We start from the raw sequence: 23728 nt of genomic DNA, 5'->3' as shown, positions 1-23728 counted from the left end.
TCAGCTCCCCTCGCCTGTACGCACGATCGCACCCGGTCCGATCAGCGGTTGCCGCTTCTCCTTGGGATAGTCCTTGCGGAGGGGGTGACCCTCGAATTCTTCATAAAGGTAGATTCGGGTCATGTCGGGATGGCCCGTGAACTCGATCCCGTACATGTCGTAGGCCTCGCGCTCGAGCCAGTTCGCACCCTGCCACAGTTCGCAGAGCGTAGGCACCTTGGCATCCGCCTGCGCGACCGGAATCTTGATGCGGAGTCGATTTGAGGTCTCGACGGAAACGAGGTGGTAGACCATCTCGAACCTCGGCTCGCGACCGAGATAATCTACCGCCGTGAGATCCGCGAGCATATCAAAATGTTCCTCGTCGCGAAGCCATTGAAAAGTCTCGATCGTGGCTTCGCGTGCAATCGTGGCACAAAGATCACCGCGGTAGTCGGAAGTCGCTATAAGGTGATCGCCGAGCCGTTCGCGCAGCCTCTCCAATACGGGAGCAAGAGGTTCCAGTTTCTCGGGCTGGGCGGTCTCCGAATCTTCCGTTTTCGTTTCGGTCTCTTCCTGATCCGCCACGTTTATCTCCGATCGTAGTCCCGACGGATGTGTTCCAGCCGTCGGGCCACCTGTGCCACCGGGGTGAGGAGGTCACTCTTGTTCCAAAGGGTGCCGGCCCGCGTAAATGCACTGATTTCGACACGATCACTCATGACGATTGCTTCTTCCGGACAGGCTTCTTCGCACAGACCACAGTACATGCATCGGCTCATATCGATATCGAAGACTTGCGGATATCGCTCGACCTCGTCGGTCGTTTCACCAGGCTCGATATGGATGCAGTTTACCGGACAAGCCCATTCACAAAGGCCGCAGGCAACGCAGCGCTCCTTGCCGTTTTCCATTTCGACGAGGACCGGCATTCCCCGGAAAGCGGGAGGCTTGGCGAGGTGCTCCTCGGGGAACATGACCGTCGCCACCGTGGGCTTTCCACGGATCCAACCGATCAGGTTTCCGAGAAAATGGCTCGTCGTTACCCGAAAGCCGGAAATGAAGGCCTTGATGCCGAACGGGCCGGCGGCCTTGCTATATTGGTCGCGATCGATCGTGACTACCTTGGTGGCCATCAGGCTTCTCCCGACGCTGTGACTTCGGTGGGTTCGGGTTCCGGTTCGGGTGCTTCCTGAATTCCGGACAGGAGTCCGTCAGCACCAAGCTCGGCCCGGCTGATATGAGCGTATTCGGGAACGGACTCCGCGACCTTCCCCAGAGTTGTGATGGCGTCGAAAGGTTCAGGCTTCGCATTATCCAGAAATGCCTTGATTCGAGATAACGTCTCGCCTTCGGTTTCCACGCCCTCGGGGAGGTTCAGGGCTCGCGAGATCCATTGCACACGCCCCTCCCCGTTTGTGAATGATCCGTCTTTTTCTGCAAATGTGGCACCGGGAATCAGGACGCTCGCATGTTCACTGATGGGGGTTTGATTCGGGGTGATCAAGATCAGCGACTCGAGATCGCCGAGTACATCGAGAAGGCCCTCACCTTCGGGAACCGAAAGGGCGTCGCCCCCCATCACCAGGAGGCTCTTTACCGTGCCGACGCGAATTGCTTCTGCCAGACCACGCAGACCATCGCCGCGTTCCTCGATTCCCATCGCGCGCGTTCCCGTGGCGTTGGCTGCTTTCTCTTCCTGAATCAGAAAGCCGTCTGCGTCTCCCCGGATGACGGGCAATGTAACGTGTCCCGCCGGGATCTTGTGGTTACACAGGTCCGCGAGAAGAAAACTTTCCTCATTCGTCAGATGAGGTGATGCGATTACTGCGAAAGCTTCCGGATTTTCGAGGCTCGGCCGGATTAAATCGGCTGCTGCCTCGAGAGCGATGCGAAACGGCGTCTCCGTGAAGTCGCCAGCGTCATTGCGGACCAAGGCTTGCCGGACTCTCGTCTCATCGCTCGTGAAGGCGTATCGGAGTCGTCCGTGATCACACATCCAGGTATCATTCACGTCATCGTTGCGACGTGGCACCATCCGCTGGATTTCATTTTTGAAGACGCCCACATTGACGTTGCAGCCCTTCGAGCAGGAAGGACAGACACTGGGGGTGTCCTCCAGAAACCACACACGCCTCTTATGGTGGAAATCACTCGAGAGAAGAGCGCCCACGGGACAGATATCGGCCACATTGACCGAATAATCATTGTTCAGAGGTGCGTCGGGCATCGTGCCAATGTGGGAGTGATCGCCAATCCCGAAAACCCTGAGCTCGTCGGTTTCGGTAATTTCCTGGGTGAATCGCACACAACGGCGACAAAGAATGCACCGCTCCTGATCGAAAACCACATGCTCGCCGATCGGAGCCCGCTTGACCCCCTTGCGCCGCGGCGCCGTTGTCCGAGCGTGGTCGCGACCGTAGCCGTGCGAATAATCCTGGAGAAAGCACTCGCCGGCCTGGTCACAAATCGGACAGTCCAGCGGGTGGTTGACCAGCAGCAGTTCCATCACTCCCTGACGGGCGTGTTTCACTTCGTCGCATTTGGTGTCCACGACCATTCCATCGCGGACCGGCTCGTTGCAGGAGATCGCCAATTTGCGGCCACCCTCGACCTTGACCTGACACATGCGGCAGGAGCCATCGATCGACAACTTCGGATGGTAGCAGTAGTGGGGAATCTCGACGCCATTGTCGAGGGCGGCCTGGAGCAACATCTGTCCCGGCTGTGCCTCGATTTCGAGGCCGTCGATCGTCAGACGTACCGTCGCCTCTTCGGTTGCGGGCTTTTCTTCACTCATGATGATTTGGAACCCTGCCCGGGACAACCTTGGCGGGCTCTCCAGCTTGATAGTCCAATGCCTTGATGCCCCCGTGAATATTTTCTACGGGCCGACCGGTATGCTCCCGCTCGATTCGTTCCTGCAGTTTCAGCAAGCCGTCAATGACGGCCTCCGGACGCGGGGGGCAGCCGGGGATGTAAATATCGACCGGCAGGATCTGATCGATGCCCTGCAAGACCGCATAATTATTGTAGGGCCCACCGGAATTGGTGCAGTTCCCAAACGACATGACCCATTTGGGATCGGCCATCTGTTCCCAAACTCGCCGCAAAATCGGAGCCTGCCTTTGGGTGATGGTCCCGACGACCAGCAGCAGGTCGGATTGTCGCGGCGTGAAACGAGGCAGAGTCAATCCGAAACGGTCGGCATCATACCGAGGCCCCGTAACGGACATGTACTCCATCCCGCAGCACGCGGTCACAAAGGGATATTGAAACATCGCGTATTTCCGTGCCCAAGCGAGAGCATCCTCATATTTCGAGGTGAAAAAGGAGTCGCGTGTGTCCGAACCGCCCGGACGTCCGTCCGGGTTCAAGAATTCTTGAATTTCCGTTGCCATATAGACTTGTCTTTCTACAGATAACTCTAGCGATCGGGGGAGGACCCCGCCAGATTGCGAGCCGAATCCGTTGCGATTTTCTCTACTTCGCCCACTTTTGAGCCTGCGGAGGCCCGATTGTCGTCCGCGCCTCCCTGATTGTCCACGAGCAGACGTTTTCGGTTTCGAACCAGCACCCGATAGGGACGCTCGAATTCCGGCTCCAGTTTCGCCAGGTTTCGCTCGTTGATGTAGACAAATACCCGCCTCGGGGAGTTCCATGCCTCCAGAAGCTGCTCATTTCCTTTCCAGAACCATGGCTCGCGATCGGCGGCGGGCATCAAGGCGACCAATTCCGTCAATTCGACGAAGTCATCGAGGTGGATGGGGCGGCGGTCGGCGTAAAACAGCAGCGATTGGCTGAGTTGCCGGTACATCACGATCAAATCCTCAGGTTCAGCCTGATCGTTCAGAATCTGTGCCGCCGCGCGTCCGGATTTGGCGACACTCCGGGCGCCCACGGCGCCGAGTTCGGTCGCCCCTATCGTCAAAATCATCAGCAGAATCAGATCGACGGGAAGCCGGGAGCGACGCTGCCGGGCCCAAAGAGCGCCGCCAAGCACCAGCGCAATTCCAGCGAAAAACACCGCGTTGCGAATCGCCAAAATCTCGCTGCCGTTCCCCGGAAAAGATGTCGCCAGAAATCCCCCGAACAGGAGCGCCCCGAGCGATGCCATCAGAAACAAAATGCCCAAACTGATCAGGGCGGGCCAGATCACCCGGAGCAGCAAGGGCTCCTCGAGCTCTTCGTCCATTGCCAGATCAAGCCATGCACCAAGAAGCAACGCGAGCGGGGGAAACGCTGGCAAAACATAGGGAGGAAGTTTCGAACTGGACGCGGAAAAGAACAAAATCACGACAAGCGCCCAAAGGAGGAAGAACACCAGTAGATCCTTACGGACGAGACCGAACGCCCTGCGCGTGGCTGTTTGCCCCGCGAGAAGGAATGGCGCCAAGGACCACGGCAGAGGGGTAAGGAGCATGACCGGCAAGTAGAACCAGGGTCCCTCGGGATGAGCGATTCCATAGCCCTCTGCATCGAGGAAGCGTCCGAAATGGTTCTCGATCAAAAAATATTGCAAAAACTCTGGGTGGGTGGCGCTCATCCAGATGAACCAGGGCATCGTGATCAGGAGGAAAAGTCCGATCGGGGCGGGTCGCAACAGAGCGCGAAGAGTCGCGCTGTCCCGCCGAACGATCAGCGTGAGCACGGCAATCGCGCCGGGAAGCACCAAGCCGAGCAGCCCCTTGGCGAGGATCGCTAGCGAAGCAGCGACGACGGTGGCTAATACCCAGCGCGTTTTCGCCTCGGCCTCGCATGCCCGGTAAAAGGCGAACATCGTCGCCGTAAAACAGGCCGTGAGGACCATATCGATCACGAGCGATTGCGAAAAAATAAAAAACAGAGGTGCTGTGGCGAGAATGCCGGCAGCGAGAAGCCCTGCCCGCTGGCCAAAATGGTGACGGCCGAAGCTGAATGTCATCCAGACCGTGAGGAAAGCCGCTAGTGCCGGAACCGCCCGGGCGGCTCCCTCGCTCTGGCCGAAGAGGCTGTAGGCGCTGGCCACTAGCCAATAGAAGAGGGGTGGTTTCTCGAAATAGGGAACGCTGGCGAGGCTGGGTGTCAGCCAGTTGCCCGCATTCAGCATCTCTTGAGGCACCCGCGCGTATCGGCCTTCATCGGGATCCTGAAACGAGAACCCGGCTATCCGTGAAAAAAACAGGATGGCCACCAGCGCAAAGCCGAGCCAAGGAAGAACGCGTTTCTGATTCATGATGTTTCCCGGGGGACGTCACTGTCGCGATCCTTGAAGCCCCGGGCTTTTCCCCTGAGCTAGCCCCCCGCCTGGCACATTCCCCCCGATCGACTCTATGGCAGAATCCCTGCCGCAAGGCGACCTCTTGCCGCAGATGACGCACCGTGTTATGAAACTAGTCAGGAGGTCATGCTAATGGAAAATGCAGACGAGACGACGAGCGAAGACAGCACCGCCTGGGCACCGTTGGACGGCGCTATGGCGCAGATGAAGGAACTCGACGAAAAGGCTCGCGAGATGGTGCGAACCACCGCAGGCGAGGTTCGCAATCGGTCGGAGAAGGCTCTGGACGATGCCCGCGAACAAACCGAAAAGACTCTGAAGTTAGTGCGCAAGAACCTTGACGATGCCCGCGAATCGATCGAAGAACGTGCCGGCGTCTGGCCAGATTTCCTGACAATTCCGCCATTTGTCGAAAAGCAGGTCGAGAGCCTCCAGTCGGAATTCCTGAAGGCCGTCAGCAACCTCGCGAAAAGCTTGCGCCTGTCCACGAAAAGCGAAGTCGATGCGCTCAAGCGGAAGGTTTCCAGTCTGGAGAAGAAGATCGCCGCCCTCGCAGAAGACAAAGCTGCCTGAGGTCTCTTCTTTCCACGTGAAAAGGCCGGGACCTCAAGGGTCTCGGCCTTTTTTTTCGTCGAAAATCGGCGCCTGCCGAGCTCAAGCGGCTGATTTTTTCTTCGCGTTCTTCTTTGCTGGGGACTTCTTTTTGGAGGGCTTTTTGGTGTCCGTCGCATCGCCATCCGCTTTGCTCGCGCCCGCTGAGGAATCCGAGGCGCCACCCTCGCCTGCCGCTGGTTTCTGCCCGCCCTTGCCGTAATCGGTTACGTACCAACCCGATCCTTTGAGCTGGAATTGCGTGCTCGACATCAACTTCCGGACTTTTCGACGGCATTTGGGCACCGGACACGTCTTGAGCGGCTCCTCGGTGATTTTCTGCATGGCATCGACCACACCGCATTTCGAACATTCATACTCGTAGATAGGCATTGAAACGCACCCCCATTGCGCCGGAGTTTCTAGAGTAAGAATCCAAGCCGGTCTTGTCCACCCAGTCCGTCCGCAGCCTGATAAAGGCTTTGTACAAGGAAAATCCGAAGGAATTGGATCGCGAGCAGAACGACGATCGGTGTGAAATCCATGCCACCGAAGACCATCGGGAGACGGGTGCGTATCTGATAGAAGACTGGCTCGGTAGCGCCACGCAAAAAACGAATGATCGGGTTGTAGGGATCGGCGCCAATCCACGAAACCACGACCGACCCGATGATGAGCCACCAATAGAGATTCAGTAGCGCGTCGAGAACGGCAGCAACAGCTTGAAGGAAATTCCCCATCACAAACATATCTACTTCTCCTTGCAGAGACTCAGTTTCCTGACAACTGTCGGGAACGGGCCGTCGCTGCAGCAACGGCGGCATCGGCCGCCGCCGCCAGGCCCTCGTCATTCAGCGCCGCAAGCCCCGCCTCGGTCGTTCCCCCCGGCGACGTGACCTGCTCACGCAGCGCACCGGCCGCCTTGCCGGAAGACCGCCAAAGCTCAGCCGACCCCGCAAGGGTTTCCTGGACCAGAACTTCAGTCATCTCCCGGCTTAGTCCCGCCCGAATCCCGGCGGCAATCATCGCTTCGGCATACGCAAAGAAAAAGCCGGGCCCACTGCCACTCACGGCAGTAACCGCATCGAGGACGGACTCGTCCTCGTGCGTCAGCACCCGGCCTGCCGTCGCAAATAGACGCCCCGTCAAGGCCAGATCTTCCGGCGTCGCAGCCGTCCCCGGCACCAGCACGGTCATTCCGCGCCGGATCAGGGCCGGCGTGTTCGGCATCGCGCGGATGATCCTTGCGGACGCGCCCAACCCGGCCTGCATGAAGGCCAGAGGAATACCGGCGGCGATCGATACGATCAGAGAATCTCGGTGATTGGCTGCCGAAATCTCCGGAAGAAGATTCGGTAAAATTTGTGGCTTCACGGCGAGGATCACCACATCCGCACGGCGCGCCAGTTCCGTCACGCTATCGCAGGTGGCGCCGCCCACTTCCTCTGTAAACCTTTTGCGTGCGTCAGGGCTTGGATCGCTGGCAATCACCTCGAAGGAAGATGATGATTCGGTGGCCCGCGCAATGCCGCCGCCGAGAGCGCAAGCCATGTTTCCAGCTCCGATGAATCCGATCGTTTCCATGCCCTACCCCTCCTCCCGCGGTGACCGCGGTCCCATGATCGCCGTCCCGAGGCGAACGAGTGTTGCCCCTTCCGCTATTGCCAGATCATAGTCGGCACTCATCCCCATGGAAAGAGTGCTGCCTTGCACCCGCTCTCGAGCCCTTAAATCTTTCAGGCATTCCGAAAGAGCCGCAAAGCTGGCACGCGTCGCCTGCGCGGACGTGCCCGCGCGACCGATCGTCATGAGACCCTCCACGATAACTCCGGGCTCGTTGCGCAGGCTCTCGGCCAGTGGCTCGACCTCCTCGATCCGCAAGCCTGCCTTGGCCGGATCATCGCTGATATTCACTTGAAGGAGCATCCGGCAATCGCCATCGGCGTGTCGCGCCAGCGCCGTCGCGGTTTTCGCGCGGCTCACTGTGTGGATGAGATCGAAATTTGCAGCTGCGAGTTTCGCCTTGTTGGACTGCAGCGGTCCGATCAGATGCCAGCGAGGTCCGGGGCCGATCCGAGAGCGCTTTGCCTGTGCCTCCTGGACATAATTTTCGCCAAGGTCGCGCGCTCCCGCCCGAACGGCAGCCTCGGCGAGTTCCACCGGCAGGCCCTTGATCACCGTGATGAGATCGACGTCGTGGACACCTCGACCATGCGCGGCGGCGGTTGCCTGAATCTCTCCGCTCACGGCCCGAAACCGACGCTCTACGGCATCGGCCGGCAGCGGGCCCTGCGGGGCATCGAGGCCCAGAGACCGAGCCATGGCTTCCGTTTCGGCAAGCGGCAATCCGATCACGTTTGTGATCGATCCGTCGACCCGAGTCACCAGCGATCCCGCGTCGCCCTGAATCGCGTAGGAACCCGCCTTGTCCATTGGATCGCCTGTCGCGACATACGCCGCTCGTTCCTGATCGCTGCTCTCGCGCAAATGAACCTTGCTCGTGAAGTGTCCCGAATGACGCACCTGCGCATTGAGTGCCCAGGCCACGCCGGTATGGACCTCATGTTGCCTTCCGGCGAGCCTTCCAAGCATGCGAAGGGCGTCCTCCGGGTCTCGGGGCTTGCCAAGCATCTCACCATCGAGCACCACGATCGTGTCGGCACCGAGTACCGCATGCGCCGGGTAGTCGGCACTCACGGCCAGAGCCTTTGATCGCGCCAGGCGATGCACATAGTCGGTTGGTGATTCCCCCCGGAGTGGCGATTCGTCGATATTGGCGGGCACGATTGTGTAGGGGTACACGATGCGCGCGAGGAGATCGTGGCGCCGCGGCGACGCGCTGGCGAGAATCACCTTCCTCATCGAAGATCCGCCAGTACGGGCGCATGATCGGATGCGGATAATTCATCTTTTTTCTTGCGATAGTCACGATCGGTTTCGACGTGCAGGACGCGTTCCTGCACGGCCGGAGTGCCGAGGAGGAAATCGATTCGCAAGCCTCGGTTTCGCGGAAATGCACCGGCTCGGTAATCCCACCAGGAAAAGGTCTGCTCGTCGGGATGGAGGTGGCGGTAAAGATCCGTGAAGCCCCAGCCCAACAAGGTCGTTACGCGATCGCGCTCTGCCGTCGTATGGAAAATATTGCCGTCGGCGCCCTCCCCACCGTGAGAGTCCAGCGGGGTGGGACAAATATTGAAGTCACCGCAGAGCACAAGGGGGTCGCCCGCGTCGAATGTATCGACGAGAAATCGCTGCAGGTCGTCATACCATTTCAGCTTTCGCTGGTAGTCTTCGTGCTCAAGGTTTTTCCCATTCGGAACGTAAACTGTGATGAAGTTCAGTCCATCCACGCGGGTAGCGATCAGCCGGGAGCCCATTTCCTCCTGCCCGGGCAGTCCGCGGCACACAAGTTCCGCAGGCTTCTCGCGTGTCAGTACCGCCACGCCGTTCCAGGCCTTCTGTCCGTGAACGACCGCGTGGTAGCCGATTTCCGCCAGTGCTTCGTGGGGGAACTGGTCGTCCTGCATCTTCAATTCCTGCAAACCGACAACGTCTGGTTGCCGTGCTTCCAGCCAATGCTTCAGGTAGCCCAGGCGCGCCTTCATCCCGTTGATATTCCAAGAGGCAATCCGCATGGAGAAACTTCATACGGGAACTGGGCGCCGGTTGCGATGCTTTGCCCGTGAGTCGTTTGCGCGTGAGCCTCCTGCTAGGGAAAGATACACGGGCACCCTTGGGTGCCACGAGAGGAGAATTTGAACGGATGAGTGGAATCAGAGCCTATGGCGCCTATATCCCGAGGACCCGCCTACCTCTTGCCTTGATTCAGGGCCGAGCAGCGAAAGACGGCGGACCAGAGAAAGCGGTCGCTGGAGATGATGAAGATGTCGTCACGATGGCCGTGGCCGCGGGAATCGACTGTCTCGGCGAGATCGACCGGAACGACGTGGATGCGCTTGTTTTCGCCTCGACCAGCTACGCTCAGCGCGAAAAACAGGCCGCCACTGTGGTCGCCCGCGCCCTGGACCTCAAACGCGACGTTCAGACTCAGGACGTATCCGGGTCGCTGCGCTGCGGCAGCACCGCGCTCGAGAACGCGATCCATGCGGTCAGCTCAGGCGCCGCGCACAACGTATTGGTGGTTGCGGCGGACTGTCGGATGGGAAGTCCCCGGGGCGCTCTCGAAGCCAAATTGGGCGACGGAGCCGCCGCCTTTCTGGTCAGCGGCACCGACGTGATCGCCAAACTCGATGGCGCCCATAGTGTTGCCAACGAGTTTCAGGATTATTGGCGCGGTGACGGCGAGAACTTTACCCACGCATGGGAGGACCGGTTCATCATCCAGGAGGGCTACACACCAGCCATGATCGAGGTCCTGAGCGCATTGCTCGAAAAAACCGGCCACGGTATCGGGGACTTCGCGTCCGCGGCCATCGTCGCTCCCGACGCCCGAAGTATTGGCGGGGTCATGAAGGGGCTTGGGCTGGGACGCGAGCAAGTGCAGGATCTTCTTATCGGGCGCGTCGGAAATACCGGCGCTGCATATGGCATGATGCTGCTGGCGGCTTCGCTCGAGCGAGCACGCTCCGGGGACCGCCTGCTCACCGCGGCATACGGAGATGGTGCGCACGCAATGGCCTTCGAGGTCCAGAAAGCGATTGAGAGCCTGGCTCCACGGCTTGGGGTGTCCGGCCATCTCGACCGTCGCCGCCCACTCAAGAGTTACGATTCCTATCTGAAGTCCAGAGGCCTGGCTGCCGGCGAGTGGGAAACGGGCAAGGATCTCGGGCTCTCGGCAACGATTCGATACCGGGAGCGCGACGCTGATATCGGGTTCGTTGGGGAGAGGTGCACGGCTTGTGGCCAGATCCACTTCCCGAAGCAACGTGTCTGCTACTCCTGCCGCTCGAAGGACACCTTCGAGCGTGTTCGTCTCTCGGATCGGACAGGCGTTGTTTTGAGCTACACCTTTGATTTCTTTTTCCCGAAAGCAGAGCCCCCGACGATCGTTGTGATCACCGAGGTCGACGGTTGTCGGATTCAAGTGCAAATGGCTGATACCGAGCCGGCCGACGTGAAACTCGACTTGCCGGTCAAATTTACTTTCCGCAAGATTCACGATGCGGGCGGTAAGCCCAATTATTTCTGGAAGGCCCTGCCCTTCAGCGCTGGAGACGTATCATGAGTGAATCATTACGCGACAAGGTCGCAATTGTGGGTGCGGGCTGCTGCCAGTTCGGGGAGAACTGGGACAAATCGCGCGAAGATATGATTGTCGATGCGTGCTACGAGGCGTACGCCGATGCCGGCATCGAGAGTCCTCAGGACGAGATCGATGCGATTTTCGCAGGAGCTGTCTATCCCCGCGACGGCAGCGCGGAGATCGCCGAAGCCCTCAAGATTTTCGGCAAGCCGATCTCCGTGGTCTCCGACTACTGCCAGACGGGCACCGATGCCTTTCGATTCGGCGTTTTCGCGATTGCGGCGGGCGTCTACGACAAGGTCCTGGTGGTCGGCTTCGACAAGCCCAAGGATCGTGGAGTCTCCGGGCCGTCTGTGAGCTTCGACAAAGTTCGTGGCCTTCCGGCAACGCCTGCCGGCTGGTTCAGCCTGTGCGCGGCGCGCTATTTCGAAACCTATGGTGCAGGACGCGAGGATCTCGCGAAGATCGCCGTCAAAAATCATCATAATGGGACGCTGGCTCCCAAAAGCATGCTGAAAAAGGAGATCACCGTCGAAGATGTTTTGAAGGCGAGGATCATTTCCTGGCCCTTCGGACTGTTTGATTGCGCGGCTCAATCCGATGGCGCCTCAGCCGTGATCCTGACCCGGGCCGATCTCGCCAAGCAAGTTCGTGATGACCATGTTTTGGTCAAGGCGGTCACGGTAGCTTGCAGCGAGCACCCGCAGCGCGACCCGAACTTTGATTTCCTCGGCTGGAAACCGACCCAGATCGCGGCTCAGGACGCCTATGCGATGGCGGGGATCTCGGATCCGTTCAAGGAGATCGACGTCGTCCAACTGCACGACTGTTTCACTCTTACCGAGATGCTCTCCTACGAAGACCTGGGTCTTTGCGAAAAAGGCTCGGCCAAGGATCATGTCGCGAGCGGCACCTTCGAGCTCGGAGGGGAGCTTCCGGTGAATACCGATGGTGGTCTCAAGACCTTCGGGCACCCGACCGGCGCAACCGGAATCCGGATGATTTACGAGAATGTGAAGCAGCTGCAGGGCAAAGCCGAGCAGCGCCAGATCAAGAATGCCACTACTGCCCTGAGTCATAATATCGGTGGCCCACCGACGACCTGCGGCATCGCGATTCTGGGGATGCCCTAGGGCGTCTTCCCGGGGGCAGTGCCGATGAGCGCGTCGGCCGCCGCCGGTTTTTCGAGGGCCTGCGAGACCGCCGGTACCAGCGTCGAGGCGTAAATGGCATGGGCTGGTCCAGAAGGATGGCCGTCGCCCGGAACCCGCCATACGGAATCCGGTGCAGAGCTGAAATTCGGCGGCATATAAACCAACGACACTTCGGGAAGCCTCCGCTCCAGCTCGCGGCGAAGCCATCGACTCTTCTTCGTTTCGGCAAGGTCCAGCTCTGCGAGAATCAAGGGCGTGTCGGCGAGGCTTTCGATCAAGACCGGTAAATTCGCAGGCAGCACGGCGACAGGCTGCTCTCGGGTCTCCACGGTGGCGATGAGAGCGCTGGGCTCCGGGTTCTCGCTCGACGGGACGACTCGCATCAGCCAGTGCTTGAACCACAACAGGCCATGCGATTGTCGAGCTATTGCCCTTAATAATTCAGATGTTCGGTCGATCGGCTGATCGGGGCCGCCGCGCGCCAGATAGCCGAAGCGATCGACATGTTTTTGCTCTCGACCCGGATCGAGGTCATCCCCGATGAACGCCAGCACGACCAACGCCGGGCGAATCGTCTGCAATCGCTCCTGTGCATGCGCAACGATCATGCGGAGGGAGTGGCCCTGAACACCGAAGTTCATAACCCGGACGCCGGGAAAGCGAGGACGCAGTGCCGCCTCCAATTGGGCAGGCCAGGTCTCGTGGTCTGCAACCGCCTGGCCGAACGTGAAGGAATCTCCAAAAACGGCCACGAGCGGACCCGTTTTCGGTCCCCGGGGTCCGTGCCTTCGCTCGCCCAGAGGTCCAGTGCGAAGGTCGGTTGGCCCGTAGACCGTGAATTGACGGTCGGCGCGGTATTGCCAATAGGATGCGCCGGGCCGGGCATGAAAAGCTGGATCGGTCACAAACGGACCCGCATGTCCGCTGATTCGCACCGCTACTTCGATGCTCAGTCCAAGCAGAAACACCAGCAGAAAAGCTTTTGCGAGCCTTCTCAACGTCCCTTGAACCGGGGCGTCCGTTTCTCCAACATCGCGGCAACTCCCTCCCGGAAGTCCTCTGTTTCAAAGGTGCGCGATTGTGCGTGTGCCTCGTAGCGCGCGGCTGTGGGTGGGTCCCACTGCTGGCCTTGATAGATCGTTTGCTTGGTCCAACGGACCGCCAATGGTGCTGCTGCGGCAATTTCTTTTGCAAGTTCCCGAGCGCGCGTAAGGACCTCGGCTGCCGGGACCGCATAGTTCACGAGGCCGGCCTCAGCGGCTTCGGTACCGCTGATAATCCGCCCTGTCAGAAGCAGCTCCACTGCACGCGGCATGCCCATGAGTCGCGGCAGGATCCAGGTCGTTGCCATCCCCGGATGCAGCCCCAGTCGCACGAAGTTCACGCCGTATCGGGAGTCTTGGGCAGCGACGCGAATGTCGCAGACAACCGCAAGTCCGAGCCCGCCACCGATGGCATGCCCCTGCATGGCCGCAATCACCGGGACTTCCACCTCAAGCAAGGAAAGGAAAGGCTGGTACATCGCGAAAGATCGCTCGTTGCGCGTCTGAAACTCACCTTCACCATCCCAGGCGCCGCCGACCGATTTGAAATCGGCCCCCGCACAAAAACTGCGTCCTTCTCCGGTAATGATCACGCAGCGGACTTCCCGGTCGTCGCGCACTCGTGTGATGACCTCCGCGAGTGCCTCGAGGACATCCGGCGTCATGCTGTTGCGATTCTCGGGACGGTTGAGCGTGATCGTGGCGATCTGCTCGACGATATCCAACTTCACGGCTGGTTCGGGATTTTCCATACAAGGGCATCTAACAATTCTCCTCCGCGCGGGCGAATCGTTCCCATCGATGAGGAAGTTTTTTATGGTAGACATCATGAGTGGTCGAGGAACCAGCGGAGTTGACGCCGACGCAATTCGCCGAATTGCGAGATGCGCTCGAGAGCCAAATTAGCGGGCTCGAAGACCAACTGGATCGCGGCGGCAACTTCGTGCGGCCGGTCGAGCTGGACCAAAGCTCGGTAGGCAGACTCTCACGCATGGATGCGCTGCAGCAGCAGGCGATGGCTCAGGCGACCAGAGAGAAGTTGCGTCTGCGCCTCGAACTCACGCGACAGGCATGTCGTGCGGTCGAGGCCGGTACGTACGGGATGTGCGGAAGTTGCGAGGAGCCGGTTGGTTATCAGCGGCTCTCTGCCTACCCGGAAGCGCCACTTTGCGTCGAGTGCCAGGGAGGGAAGCGATGAGAACGGACCCTCATTGCTGTATCATCGGGGCGGGATGTTCCGGGTTCACGGCAGCAAAGGCGCTTCAGGACCGTGGCCTGTCCTTCGATATTCTCGAGATGTCCGACGTCATCGGCGGGAACTGGGCCTACAAAAATTCGAATGGCCACTCGGCGTGTTACGAGTCGCTTCATATCGACACTTCAAAACACCGGATGGCGTTTGCCGATTTTCCGATTCCGGAACACTTGCCCGACTTTCCCCACCACTCTGAAATCTTCGAATATTTCAACGCCTACGTGGACCATTTCGGTTTACGCTCCAAAATAGAGTTCGAGACTTGCGTTCAGGAGGTGGCGCCGCTTCCGGAGGATCGCTGGGCGGTTCGTATCCGCTGCCCGGATGGATCGGAACAAACTCGAGAATACGATGCCGTGTTGGTCAGCAACGGTCATCATTGGAAGCCCCGGATGCCGGAATTCGAAGGACAGGAAACTTTCGAAGGCATTCAGATGCACGCGCATTCGTATTTGAACCCGTCAACGCCCGAAAATCTGCAGGGGAAACGAATCGTCGTGGTGGGCATGGGAAACTCCGCGATGGACATTGCATCCGAATTGTCGCAGCGATCGGTAGCCGGGCGGCTTTGGGTCTCGGCGCGACGTGGCGTCTGGATCCTGCCGAAATATATTCACGGCCGAGTTGCGGACAAGGCCACCATGCCCGGTTGGATCCCCTTGCGCCTGCAGCGGATGATCGCCAGACCATTACTGAAACGAGTGCTCGGACGCATGGAGGATTACGGGCTCCAAAAGCCTGACCATGAACCCCTCGACGCCCACCCCTCGGTCTCGGGCGAATTCCTGACCCGGGTTGGTTGCGGCGATATCCTGCCACGGCCCGATATTCGCCGGCTTTCGGCCCACGGGGTGGAATTCGCCGACGGCACTTCCGAGGAGGTAGACGCCATCATCTATGCGACGGGCTACGACGTCAGCTTTCCGTTTTTGAGCGAAGATCTGATTCGCCCGGAAGACAACTATCTTCCTCTCTTCAAGCGCATCTGGAGCCCGGGTTTGCCGAGCCTCCTATTTCTCGGACTGGCCCAACCGCTGCCTACGCTGGTCAACCTGGCAGAACAGCAGATGAAGCTGATCGGCGATTATCTGGCCGGGAATTACGCGCTCCCCTTAAGGTCCGAAATGGAAGCGACCATCGTTCGGGAGGAACGGCAGTACCTCGGCCACTTTTACGATTCCGCCCGACACCGAATGCAAATTGATTTCAACAAATACGTCTGGGATCTCGGCCGCGAGCGGCGCCGCGGTGGTCGCCGCCGCCGACAGCCGTAAGCCGGAGCGAAATCCGGGGTCTCGGCTCCGCAGGCTCGATCGTTCGGGTACGGAGGCGCGAAAAGGACACGAAAACGACCCCGACGGGATTTGAACCCGTGTTACCAGCGTGAAAGGCTGGTGTCCTTGGCCAAGCTAGACGACGGGGTCAGAAACCGTGTCCGGAGGTAGGGTTACTTTGTGACAGCCCCCGCTGCAAGTATCGAATCAGATTCACCTAGAGCTGACGTCCCAGAAGGACGCCGCCCCATCCCCCGAGGACCGAAAGGACAGTCGTCAGGATGAGGTAACCCAAAGCCTGCAGGAGGTGCCGCCTTTCCGCCAGAGCCACGGTCTGCCAGGCGAAGGCCGAGAAAGTGGTCAGCGTCCCGCAAAAACCCGTGATCCACAGGCCCCGCCAGAACCCCGTGGGTTCCCAGCCCGTCAGGATGAGGCCCATCGCGAAGGAGCCGACGATATTGGCAGACAGGGTGTACCGGGGGAATGGGGTTTCACTCTCGGTCCAGCGAAATCGGAGGATCGAAGCGAGGAAACCGCCGCAGACGACCGCTGCGAAAATATCGAGGCTCAAGGCTGCCTCCCGAGTTGCAGGAAAACACTCTCGATCCCGGCCGCCAGGAGTCTCCCGACTAGAAGTGCGACAATCCCGGAGACCAGTCCGATCACGGCGAAAAAGGTCGCCTGACCAAATTCGTCGGCGGCCAGGTATCGAACGAGCACAAGACTCCAACCGGAAACCGTGGTCAACCCTCCACAGAAACCGGCTGCATTGAATTCCCGAACATGCGGGTGCAAGCGGTGCTCAATATGCAGCACCAAGCCAATCAGACCACAGCCGAGCATGTTGGCAAACAGGATGCCGATCTCGGGGGGCATACCGTCGACATGACCCAACAGCTCCCGGACCAGGGCTCCTGTAGCCCCGCCCGCACCGACCGAGAGAAGTTGCTTGCCTCGCGTTTGCATGGGGAAAATAAATGGGCCGCCTGGGAATCGAACCCAGGACCCTTCGCTTAAAAGGCGAATGCTCTAACCAACTGAGCTAGCGGCCCAACAGAGGTCTCCCAGCCTATAACGACTGATGTGGCGAGGGGAAAGGGAGTGCGCACCAACTAGTGAGCGCAACCAGCGGGGGTTGTTCCGGGAATTTCGTCGCATGCTTTTCAAGAGATAAGTTGGGAGGATTCCTGTCGCGGCAACGACAACGGGGGTTCCGCCCGGTTGTCCTCGATGACAGTGAGTCTGTGACCGCAATCAGCCTGCCGGTGGCAGAGGCAAGTATCGGGATATCTTTTCCCGCACGAGCTCGGGGTCGACTACCGGTTTGGCGAGGTAGTCATTGCAGCCGTTCGCAAGAGCTTTCTGCTCGTCCCCGGCCATGGCTTGCGCCGTGAGTGCGATGATCGGGATGGATGCACCATCCGGAAGGGCGCGAATTCTCCGGGTGGCCTCCCAGCCGTCCATCACGGGCATTTTCAGATCCATGAAGATCAAATCGGGCGCCGAGGCCTGAACAGCAGCAACGGCTTCCTCGCCATTGGACGCTTCGACAATCTCGAACTCGGAGATTTTCTTGAGTCTGTAAAGGAGGATGCGGCGGTTGTCTTCGTTATCTTCGACTACCAAAATTCGTTTTAGCGACATTTTTCTACTCCATCCGGCCAAATCCGCGGCTAGGGGGAAACACCTAAGAGAATGGCAGGCATTGGTGGCTTTTGCTAGTCCTCCTATGTGAAAGTCGTTCGAACTCGTTTCGCCCCGAGCCCTACCGGTATGCTGCATGTCGGTGGCGTCAGGACCGCCCTCTTCAGTTGGCTGCACGCCAAGGCCAACGGGGGCACCTTTGTTCTTCGGATTGAAGATACGGACCAAAAGCGCTCTCGACCTGAATTCACCGAGGGAATCATCGCTGCCATGGATTGGCTCGGTCTCTCCCCGGATGAGGGCCCCTACTACCAATCCGAACGCTCGGATGTCTACGCAGCGGCGTTGGAGAAGCTTCTGGCCAATGGCCACGCCTATCGATGCACTTGCACCACCGAGGAACTCGAAGAACAGAGAGCTGCCGCCAAAGCCGCCGGCAAGGGCTTTGCCTATAACCGCCATTGTCGCCCGGGTTTTGGCCCGGGGCCGCTCGCAGAACGACCGGCCACGATTCGGTTTGCGGCGCCGGTGGAGGGCGAAGTCACCGTCGAGGATCTGGTCAAGGGGCCGATCGTCGTCCGCAACGCGGAGATCGACGATTTTGTGATCGCTCGCTCCGACGGCACCCCGACGTATCAGCTGGTCGTCACGGTCGATGATATCGAGATGCAGATCTCGCACGTAATTCGGGGCGATGATCATCTCAACAACACCACCAAGCAAATTCATATCTATCTCGCGCTCGGTGCCGAGCTCCCGAAATTCGCGCACCTTCCGCAGGTATTGGGCAAAGACAAGGGGCGCCTTTCCAAGCGTCACGGAGCCACAGATGTCCTGAGCTACCGAGCCGAGGGCTATTTCCCGGACGCGCTGATGAACTTTCTCGCCCGCCTTGGGTGGTCCCACGGTGATCAGGAGATTTTCACCCGCGAGGAAATGGTCTCTCTCTTTCGCCTCGAGGATATCGGGCAGTCACCAGGCGTCTTCGATTTGGAAAAACTGGATTGGTTGAACTTCGAATACTTGAAAAACCGCGACGCGGATCAACTAGCCGGCGACCTTCGCGAGTTCCTCGCGGGCGAGGGCCGCACCCTTCCCGGAGATACCGTCTGGCAGGCGAAGATGGTGCAGGTCTTTCAGGAGCGGGCGCGTAATTTACGTGAACTCGCGGATAGCTGCACTTATTTTATCGATGACCAAATCGAATATCAGGAAAAGGCAGCCCGCAAGCACCTGACCGACGAGAGTACCGCCTTGCTGGCGGAACTGGCGGTACAGTTGACGGAGTTGGCGTCGTGGACGCCCGACGACCTCGAAATGAGTTTTCTCGATCTGGTACAGCGCAAGGGGATCAAACTGGGTCAACTCGCGCAGCCAGTTCGGGTTGCGATGACCGGCGGCACCGTGAGCCCGGGTATTTTCGACGTCCTGGAGATCCTCGGTCGGGAGCGTTCCCTGCAGCGGTTGCAGAATGCGGCTGGCTATCAGGGTTGAGAGGATTCGCGCTGGACTGAGGGAGCGCTAGCTCTGCTCACCATCGCGGAGTGCTTCACGGGCCATGCGGGCCGCTTCATGAAGCGCCCGCCGCCTGAGCTCAAGTCGCCGCTCCTCGTTAGGAGCGCCAGCGAGACCTTGTTCCTCCGCCGCAAGGTGCTGGTAGGGATCCCCGCCTCTCCGGAAAACGATCGCATCCAAAAGCCGACCGTAATGCGCGCGGTGTGCCTCGGGTAGTTCGCGGATGGCAAGAACGGCCTGCCAGAACGTCGCGTGGGCTGCCTTTGCAGCCCGACCGTCGAGATCGGTCCATGAGTGGTTGATCAAACCGAAGGCCCGAGCCGTTCGGAAGCAATGCCACCAATAAGTCGGCACAAAAAGCACCTCACCGGGCACGAGATCCACAACGAGCCCGCCCGGCGGCAGAGCGGATGAGCTCGATTCGGGATCCAGCCGGGAAATCGGAGTGTTGAGATGGGATCCCTCGAGAGCGCCTATCTGCATCTCGGGCCCTACAGAGGGCGGGAAGAGATAGACTCTCATGCTTCCGAGGAAGAGCCAACGAAGGGACTCAAACGCATCGAAACTGAGATCGATCCCGCGGGCGGTTCCCAACCATAAACGCCCTGCAACCTCCGGCAGAATCGGGAGACGCATGAGTGTCGCGAGCTCTGGCAGCACTTCGTCCACGGGGGCGCCGTGGATCAGCACACGAGCGACATCCACGGGATCGGCGAGCATGCGTCCGAGAACATCGTCGAGCGACGCTTCTACGGGCGTCCACGCCGCGGCAAGACCGCCGCGTCCAGTATGCGTGAGCAAGCCGTCAGCCTCGGCCGGAATCTCGGCCACGCTCAACTTACGATCGCCAGCCCGTTGTTGGAGAAGTTGCAGAAGCCTTGCCGGTTCCTGACGACCGGCCTCGCTCAGTTCGTTATAAACGGTTTCCTGCGGAAAGACCGCAGGCTCCCCCGTGGCCACGAGGTCCTCGAGACCGGCAAGGCTGCGAGGGGCTGGAATTCTTCGAACTTGCATGGGCACAGGGTGCGTTCTAGCCCTTGGAACCGCTCGCGCCACCCCAAACGGTCCCTTCCCCGATTGCGGCGGGCGCGATGGTTCGCTACTCAAAACGGGGTATTCCCCGGGATCTGGTCGCTTTCCCGGAGGGTTTTACGAAGATGGGGTGTGGCCAAATTGGTAAGGCAACGGATTCTGATTCCGTCGATTGTAGGTTCGAGTCCTACCACCCCAGCTCTTGAACGGAATTGATCGCGGCCCCATCGTCTAGTGGTTAGGACGCCGGCCTCTCACGCCGGAAACGGGGGTTCAAGTCCCCCTGGGGTCATATTCCGATTCTCGGCCCGGAGCATTGTCGGGTCGAGATCGTGGCCCCCCGGCCCAGTAGGTTGCCGCTCGGAAACCCGATAGCGGACCAGGCCAACAGGCACCCGCGCCTGTCGCGGATACGAATCCCTCGTCTGCCGACTCCCGTCTCAATGCACTTCGGCCGCTCGCCGCCAGGTTCAGGCACCGTGCTCGTCCCCGTTTGACGGTAACGCCCCGGCCCCATATGGAGCGCCCATGGATTGTATCTTTTGCCGAATTGTTGCTGGCGAGATCCCCGGCGAGGTAGTCGCGGAAACGGATGAGATTCTCGCGTTTCTCGACGTCATGCCCCTGGCGGACGGGCACGTCCTGGTGATTCCCAAGATGCATGCGCGGATCGTCGAGGAACTTCCCGAGCAAACCGCTGGGGCCTTGATGCAGGTCGCCAGTCGCGTCTCGGCAGCGCTCTGTCGCGAATTCGGCGCCGCCGGCACCACCATGGGGATCAATAATGGCGCCGAGACCGGGCAGACAGTGCCCCACGTGCATCTGCATGTGGTGCCGCGGTTTGCCGGCGATGGTGCCGGTAGCCTCCACTCGGCCTTCCCCGGATTCGCCAAAGATCCCAATCCGCTTCCCGAAATTGCCGAACGTCTTCGGCAGCGACTCTCGGGTCCGACCGGCGCTTAGCCCGCGAGGTGTTCGAGGACGCTTTCTGCGCTGGAAGCCGAGAGTCCGGGTCCCGATTCGACCAGAAGCTTCTCCACCCGATTGTCCTGCAGAATCATTGCAAAACGTTGCGATCGCGTTCCCATCCCGAACTTGGAGCCGTCCATCTCAAGGCCCAACGCCGAGGCGAGGTCTCCATTGCCGTCCGCAACCATTCGGATGTCGCTGCCGACGCCCTGGGCTTCGCCCCAGGCATTCATCACAAAAGCGTCGTTGACGGAGACACACACGATCTCTTCGACGCCCTTGGCGCGCAGGGCCGCTGTATTCTTCAAGAACCCGGGGACATGCTTCGCCGAGCAGGTCGGCGTGAAAGCACCCGGCACGGCAAAGATCACAATCTTCCGGCCGGCACCAAGTTCTGTCGATTGCACGGGTGTCGGTGCGCCCTCCACCATCTCGACCAAACCAACTGCGGGAATCGTTTCACCTTCTTTAATCGGCATTTTCTGAATCTCCTCAGGATCGTCTTAGCCCAGCGGTTTGCGGCGCTCAAGAAAGATGAAAAGAAAGAGTACCATGCGTCACACATGCTTTCTGATGATCATCGGTCTTTTATGGGCAAGCTGCGCGGCTCCGGTGCGCCCGTCGGTGGAACGGCGCCAGCCCCTCGCGAAGGTCGACTCCGATAGGCTCGCCAAAACGCTTTCGGCCGCTGTCCGCATTCCCAGCGTCACGGGCTCGCCTGCAACGAATTTCGATGCCGTCGAAGCCCTCCTGCGAAACTCCTTTCCATTGACGTTCTCCCGGCTTGAGGTGCAGGCCTTTCCCGGTGGTTCGCTTTTGCTGGAGTGGCCCGGCCGAGACCGCAAGAAGTTGCCCTATCTTCTCCTTGGCCACATAGACGTCGTGCCTGTGGAGGCCGGAACGGAATCCGATTGGGTCTTCCCGCCTTTTTCCGGTGAGATCGCACAAGGCTATGTCTGGGGGCGTGGGACTCTGGATTGCAAGACCACTGTGATCGCCACGCTGACGGCGGTCGAAGGATTGCTTGCCAACGGGTTCGTCCCCGAGCGAACTGTCTATCTGGCTTTCGGAGCCGACGAGGAAGTCGGCGGCCACGCAGGGGCCGCCGTGATGGCCGCATCTCTGGAGGCCAGATCCGTTCGTTTCCTCTTCACTCTGGACGAAGGTAACGTCATTGTCTCCGATATCATGCCGGGCCTCGAGCGCCCCGCCGCCATCATCGGTATTGCCGAGAAGGGCTACGTCACCTTTGAACTCACCAGTCGTGGCGCGGGCGGACACTCATCCATGCCCCCGCGAAGCACTGCTGCGGGGCGTCTGGCACGGGCGATCGTCGCTGTTGAAAGCTCGCCGATGCCTGGAGAGATCGATGGCCCCGCGCGCGCGATGCTCGAAGCCCTCGCACCCCATCTCGATACCACCACAAGGCTCGCAATCGGGGCGCTGCCATTGTCCGAGGCCCTGATTCTGCAAAGCTACAATGCGACTCCCGCATTATCCGCGCAGGTGCGCACCACGACCGCGGTGACGATGATGAACGCCGGAACCAAGGAAAACGTGCTGCCGCAGAAAGCGCAGGCGGTAGTGAATTTCCGCCTGCGCCCCGGCGATACGGTGGCCGACGTCGAGGCCCATCTTCGCGAGGTTATTGACGATCCGGAAATCGAGATCCTGCGGATCGGGAACGCGAACGAGGCCAGTCCTGTCGCGGCACTCGAGAGCGCGGGATACCAGCTGGTCTCGAACGCGATTGAGGAGACCTTCCCCGGGGTGCTCGTCATTCCGGGTCTGGTGGTGGGCGGCACAGATACCCGCCACTATGTCCGACTGGCCGACGCCAGTCTCCGCTTCGGCCCCATGCGATTGGGCCCCGACGATCTGGCTCGCATCCATGGTACCAACGAACGAATCGCGGTGGAGAACCTCGTCGAGATGGCGCGCTTCTATCGCCAATTAATTCTCGATTCTGACAGCGGTTCGGACCCGGGATGATCTCCGGGGCCTGCTATTCAAGCCCCATCATCGCCGACAGGCCGTAACGCTTGCCTGCGGTGTACCCGCCATCCACGGCGAGGGCCTGGCCTGTTACAAACGAGGAATCGTCGGAAGCGAGGAAGAACGCAGCACCTGCGATCTCCTCGGGACGCCCGAATCGTCCGAGCTGGTGCTGTTGGCGGACTTTCTCGCCGTGCTCCTCGAGTCCCGGCATCGACATCACCTCGCGCAGCAACGGGGTGTCGATAAATCCGGGACAAATGGCATTTACGCGGATGCCCTTGCGACCATAATCCATCGCCATATTCTTCATCAGAATCACCACACCGCCCTTGGAAGCATTGTAGGAAGAGCCGCCCTCATTGCCCTCGAGTCCCTCGACGCTGGCGATATGGATAATGCTCCCCGACTCCTGCTCCAGCATCGTCGGGAGAACATGCTTGGAGGCGAGAAAGGTTCCGGTGAGGTTGATATCGATAACTCGATTCCACTCTTCGAGATCCATCATATGAACAGGACCGCCGCCTGCCACGCCCGCCGCATTGACCAGGATATCAATGCGTCCGAATTTCTCTTGCGCCGATTTCACCCAAGCTGAAACCACAGCTTCCTCACGAACATCAAGCCCACCTTGAAAACTCGAGGCAGGCGCCACCTTGGTCGCCGCCTGCCAGTTCTCCAGTCCGTCGCTCTGGAGGTCACAGCCAACAATCGTGGCGCCTTCCTGAGCGAATCGTTCCGAACATGCTGCGCCGATTCCCGACGCGGCCCCTGTGATCAATGCGACTTTTCCTTGAAGACGACTCATAGCTTT

The 23728-nt window shown here is 59.8% G+C and carries 26 protein-coding genes, 4 tRNA genes and 1 pseudogene; 10 read left to right on the top strand and 21 right to left on the bottom strand.

Annotated elements, in window-relative coordinates; genetic code table 11:
• From P8K07_09595 to P8K07_09575, 5 genes are read right to left on the bottom strand one after another with little or no spacing between them, the layout of a single operon-like run.
• Window positions 1–567, bottom strand: a complete 567-nt coding sequence (locus P8K07_09595) for an NADH-quinone oxidoreductase subunit C (GenBank protein MDG1958774.1) — start codon at window positions 565–567, stop codon at window positions 1–3.
• A 2-nt stretch (window positions 568–569) separates the two neighbouring features.
• Window positions 570–1115, bottom strand: a complete 546-nt coding sequence (locus tag P8K07_09590; GenBank protein ID MDG1958773.1) for an NADH-quinone oxidoreductase subunit I — start codon at window positions 1113–1115, stop codon at window positions 570–572.
• Window positions 1115–2779, bottom strand: coding sequence for a 2Fe-2S iron-sulfur cluster-binding protein (locus tag P8K07_09585; protein ID MDG1958772.1), 1665 nt, complete (start codon window positions 2777–2779; stop codon window positions 1115–1117). The genes P8K07_09590 and P8K07_09585 overlap by 1 nt, the downstream gene beginning before the upstream one ends.
• Complete coding sequence (nuoB, locus tag P8K07_09580) at window positions 2772–3380, bottom strand: NADH-quinone oxidoreductase subunit NuoB (protein MDG1958771.1); 609 nt, start codon at window positions 3378–3380, stop codon at window positions 2772–2774. The genes P8K07_09585 and nuoB overlap by 8 nt, the downstream gene beginning before the upstream one ends.
• Window positions 3381–3406: 26 nt before the next feature.
• Window positions 3407–5194 carry a glycosyltransferase family 39 protein gene (locus P8K07_09575; GenBank protein MDG1958770.1) on the bottom strand — a complete coding sequence of 596 codons (1788 nt, stop codon included), beginning with the start codon at window positions 5192–5194 and terminating at the stop codon, window positions 3407–3409.
• Between the two features lie 171 nt (window positions 5195–5365).
• Here P8K07_09575 and P8K07_09570 point away from each other — a divergent pair, with 171 nt between their 5' ends.
• Window positions 5366–5812 carry a hypothetical protein gene (locus P8K07_09570; protein ID MDG1958769.1) on the top strand — a complete coding sequence of 149 codons (447 nt, stop codon included), beginning with the start codon at window positions 5366–5368 and terminating at the stop codon, window positions 5810–5812.
• A gap of 81 nt (window positions 5813–5893) precedes the next feature.
• Here P8K07_09570 and P8K07_09565 read toward each other — a convergent pair whose 3' ends face one another.
• The 6 genes and pseudogenes from P8K07_09565 to P8K07_09540 form a co-directional block, all read right to left on the bottom strand.
• The gene (locus P8K07_09565) at window positions 5894–6223 is read right to left on the bottom strand and encodes a zinc ribbon domain-containing protein (protein ID MDG1958768.1); all 330 of its coding nucleotides are present in this window, start codon (window positions 6221–6223) and stop codon (window positions 5894–5896) included.
• A gap of 29 nt (window positions 6224–6252) precedes the next feature.
• Window positions 6253–6579, bottom strand: coding sequence for a YggT family protein (locus tag P8K07_09560; GenBank protein MDG1958767.1), 327 nt, complete (start codon window positions 6577–6579; stop codon window positions 6253–6255).
• Window positions 6580–6601: 22 nt separating this feature from the next.
• Window positions 6602–7414 carry a pyrroline-5-carboxylate reductase gene (gene proC, locus P8K07_09555; protein MDG1958766.1) on the bottom strand — a complete coding sequence of 271 codons (813 nt, stop codon included), beginning with the start codon at window positions 7412–7414 and terminating at the stop codon, window positions 6602–6604.
• Between the two features lie 3 nt (window positions 7415–7417).
• Window positions 7418–8152, bottom strand: coding sequence for a YggS family pyridoxal phosphate-dependent enzyme (locus P8K07_09550; GenBank protein MDG1958765.1), 735 nt, complete (start codon window positions 8150–8152; stop codon window positions 7418–7420).
• A pseudogene (locus P8K07_09545) lies at window positions 8150–8692 on the bottom strand (Maf family protein). The gene P8K07_09550 and the pseudogene P8K07_09545 overlap by 3 nt, the downstream one beginning before the upstream one ends.
• The gene (locus tag P8K07_09540) at window positions 8689–9465 is read right to left on the bottom strand and encodes an exodeoxyribonuclease III (GenBank protein ID MDG1958764.1); all 777 of its coding nucleotides are present in this window, start codon (window positions 9463–9465) and stop codon (window positions 8689–8691) included. Before P8K07_09540 ends, P8K07_09545 begins: the two are co-directional and overlap by 4 nt.
• A gap of 128 nt (window positions 9466–9593) precedes the next feature.
• Between P8K07_09540 and P8K07_09535 the strand changes: the two genes are divergently transcribed.
• Both P8K07_09535 and P8K07_09530 read left to right on the top strand, forming a co-directional pair.
• Window positions 9594–11015: a zinc ribbon domain-containing protein gene (locus P8K07_09535; protein ID MDG1958763.1), complete on the top strand. Its 1422-nt coding sequence runs from the start codon at window positions 9594–9596 to the stop codon at window positions 11013–11015.
• The gene (locus tag P8K07_09530; protein MDG1958762.1) at window positions 11012–12166 is read left to right on the top strand and encodes an acetyl-CoA acetyltransferase; all 1155 of its coding nucleotides are present in this window, start codon (window positions 11012–11014) and stop codon (window positions 12164–12166) included. Before P8K07_09535 ends, P8K07_09530 begins: the two co-directional genes overlap by 4 nt.
• Here P8K07_09530 and P8K07_09525 read toward each other — a convergent pair.
• Window positions 12163–13155, bottom strand: a complete 993-nt coding sequence (locus tag P8K07_09525) for a GDSL-type esterase/lipase family protein (GenBank protein ID MDG1958761.1) — start codon at window positions 13153–13155, stop codon at window positions 12163–12165. The genes P8K07_09530 and P8K07_09525 overlap by 4 nt on opposite strands.
• Window positions 13156–13181: 26 nt before the next feature.
• Entirely contained in the window at window positions 13182–13982 is an 801-nt protein-coding gene (locus P8K07_09520) for an enoyl-CoA hydratase/isomerase family protein (GenBank protein ID MDG1958760.1), read from the bottom strand.
• Window positions 13983–14062: 80 nt separating this feature from the next.
• Between P8K07_09520 and P8K07_09515 the strand changes: the two genes are divergently transcribed.
• The gene (locus P8K07_09515) at window positions 14063–14428 is read left to right on the top strand and encodes a TraR/DksA C4-type zinc finger protein (GenBank protein ID MDG1958759.1); all 366 of its coding nucleotides are present in this window, start codon (window positions 14063–14065) and stop codon (window positions 14426–14428) included.
• On the top strand, window positions 14425–15759 hold the full coding sequence (locus tag P8K07_09510) for an NAD(P)-binding domain-containing protein (protein ID MDG1958758.1): 1335 nt from the start codon (window positions 14425–14427) through the stop codon (window positions 15757–15759). Before P8K07_09515 ends, P8K07_09510 begins: the two co-directional genes overlap by 4 nt.
• A 75-nt stretch (window positions 15760–15834) precedes the next feature.
• Here the strand turns inward: P8K07_09510 and P8K07_09505 are convergent.
• The 5 genes from P8K07_09505 to P8K07_09485 form a co-directional block, all read right to left on the bottom strand.
• Window positions 15835–15909 (bottom strand) — tRNA-Glu (locus P8K07_09505).
• A gap of 67 nt (window positions 15910–15976) precedes the next feature.
• The gene (locus P8K07_09500; protein MDG1958757.1) at window positions 15977–16330 is read right to left on the bottom strand and encodes a CrcB family protein; all 354 of its coding nucleotides are present in this window, start codon (window positions 16328–16330) and stop codon (window positions 15977–15979) included.
• Window positions 16327–16725 (bottom strand): CrcB family protein, encoded by a 399-nt coding sequence (locus P8K07_09495; protein MDG1958756.1) that lies wholly within the window; start codon window positions 16723–16725, stop codon window positions 16327–16329. Before P8K07_09495 ends, P8K07_09500 begins: the two co-directional genes overlap by 4 nt.
• Before the next feature lie 12 nt (window positions 16726–16737).
• A tRNA-Lys gene (locus tag P8K07_09490) sits at window positions 16738–16811 on the bottom strand.
• A gap of 202 nt (window positions 16812–17013) precedes the next feature.
• A complete protein-coding gene (locus P8K07_09485; GenBank protein ID MDG1958755.1) occupies window positions 17014–17403 on the bottom strand; it encodes a response regulator in 390 nt (129 codons plus the stop codon).
• An 87-nt stretch (window positions 17404–17490) separates the two neighbouring features.
• Between P8K07_09485 and gltX the strand changes: the two genes are divergently transcribed.
• Window positions 17491–18897 (top strand): glutamate--tRNA ligase, encoded by a 1407-nt coding sequence (gltX, locus tag P8K07_09480; GenBank protein ID MDG1958754.1) that lies wholly within the window; start codon window positions 17491–17493, stop codon window positions 18895–18897.
• 27 nt (window positions 18898–18924) lie between these two features.
• Here the strand turns inward: gltX and P8K07_09475 are convergent, their stop codons facing one another.
• On the bottom strand, window positions 18925–19932 hold the full coding sequence (locus tag P8K07_09475) for a cupin-like domain-containing protein (GenBank protein ID MDG1958753.1): 1008 nt from the start codon (window positions 19930–19932) through the stop codon (window positions 18925–18927).
• A 144-nt stretch (window positions 19933–20076) separates the two neighbouring features.
• Here P8K07_09475 and P8K07_09470 point away from each other — a divergent pair.
• The 3 genes from P8K07_09470 (at window position 20077) to P8K07_09460 (ending at window position 20913) form a co-directional block, all read left to right on the top strand.
• Window positions 20077–20149 (top strand) — tRNA-Gln (locus P8K07_09470).
• 21 nt (window positions 20150–20170) lie between these two features.
• Window positions 20171–20242: transfer RNA gene (locus P8K07_09465), tRNA-Glu, on the top strand.
• 236 nt (window positions 20243–20478) lie between these two features.
• Window positions 20479–20913 (top strand): HIT family protein, encoded by a 435-nt coding sequence (locus tag P8K07_09460; GenBank protein ID MDG1958752.1) that lies wholly within the window; start codon window positions 20479–20481, stop codon window positions 20911–20913.
• On the opposite strand, the gene P8K07_09455 is transcribed toward P8K07_09460, so the two are convergent.
• Complete coding sequence (locus tag P8K07_09455; GenBank protein MDG1958751.1) at window positions 20910–21398, bottom strand: peroxiredoxin; 489 nt, start codon at window positions 21396–21398, stop codon at window positions 20910–20912. The genes P8K07_09460 and P8K07_09455 overlap by 4 nt on opposite strands.
• Before the next feature lie 73 nt (window positions 21399–21471).
• Between P8K07_09455 and P8K07_09450 the strand changes: the two genes are divergently transcribed.
• Window positions 21472–22911, top strand: coding sequence for a M20/M25/M40 family metallo-hydrolase (locus P8K07_09450; GenBank protein ID MDG1958750.1), 1440 nt, complete (start codon window positions 21472–21474; stop codon window positions 22909–22911).
• Window positions 22912–22924: 13 nt separating this feature from the next.
• On the opposite strand, the gene P8K07_09445 is transcribed toward P8K07_09450, so the two are convergent.
• The gene (locus P8K07_09445; protein MDG1958749.1) at window positions 22925–23722 is read right to left on the bottom strand and encodes an SDR family NAD(P)-dependent oxidoreductase; all 798 of its coding nucleotides are present in this window, start codon (window positions 23720–23722) and stop codon (window positions 22925–22927) included.
• Between the last annotated feature and the right edge of the window lie 6 nt (window positions 23723–23728).

This window comes from Candidatus Binatia bacterium (genome assembly GCA_029248525.1).
In the GTDB taxonomy this organism is placed as follows: Bacteria; Desulfobacterota; Binatia; order UBA12015; family UBA12015; genus UBA12015.
This window is presented reverse-complemented; position numbering and strand designations above follow the sequence as displayed.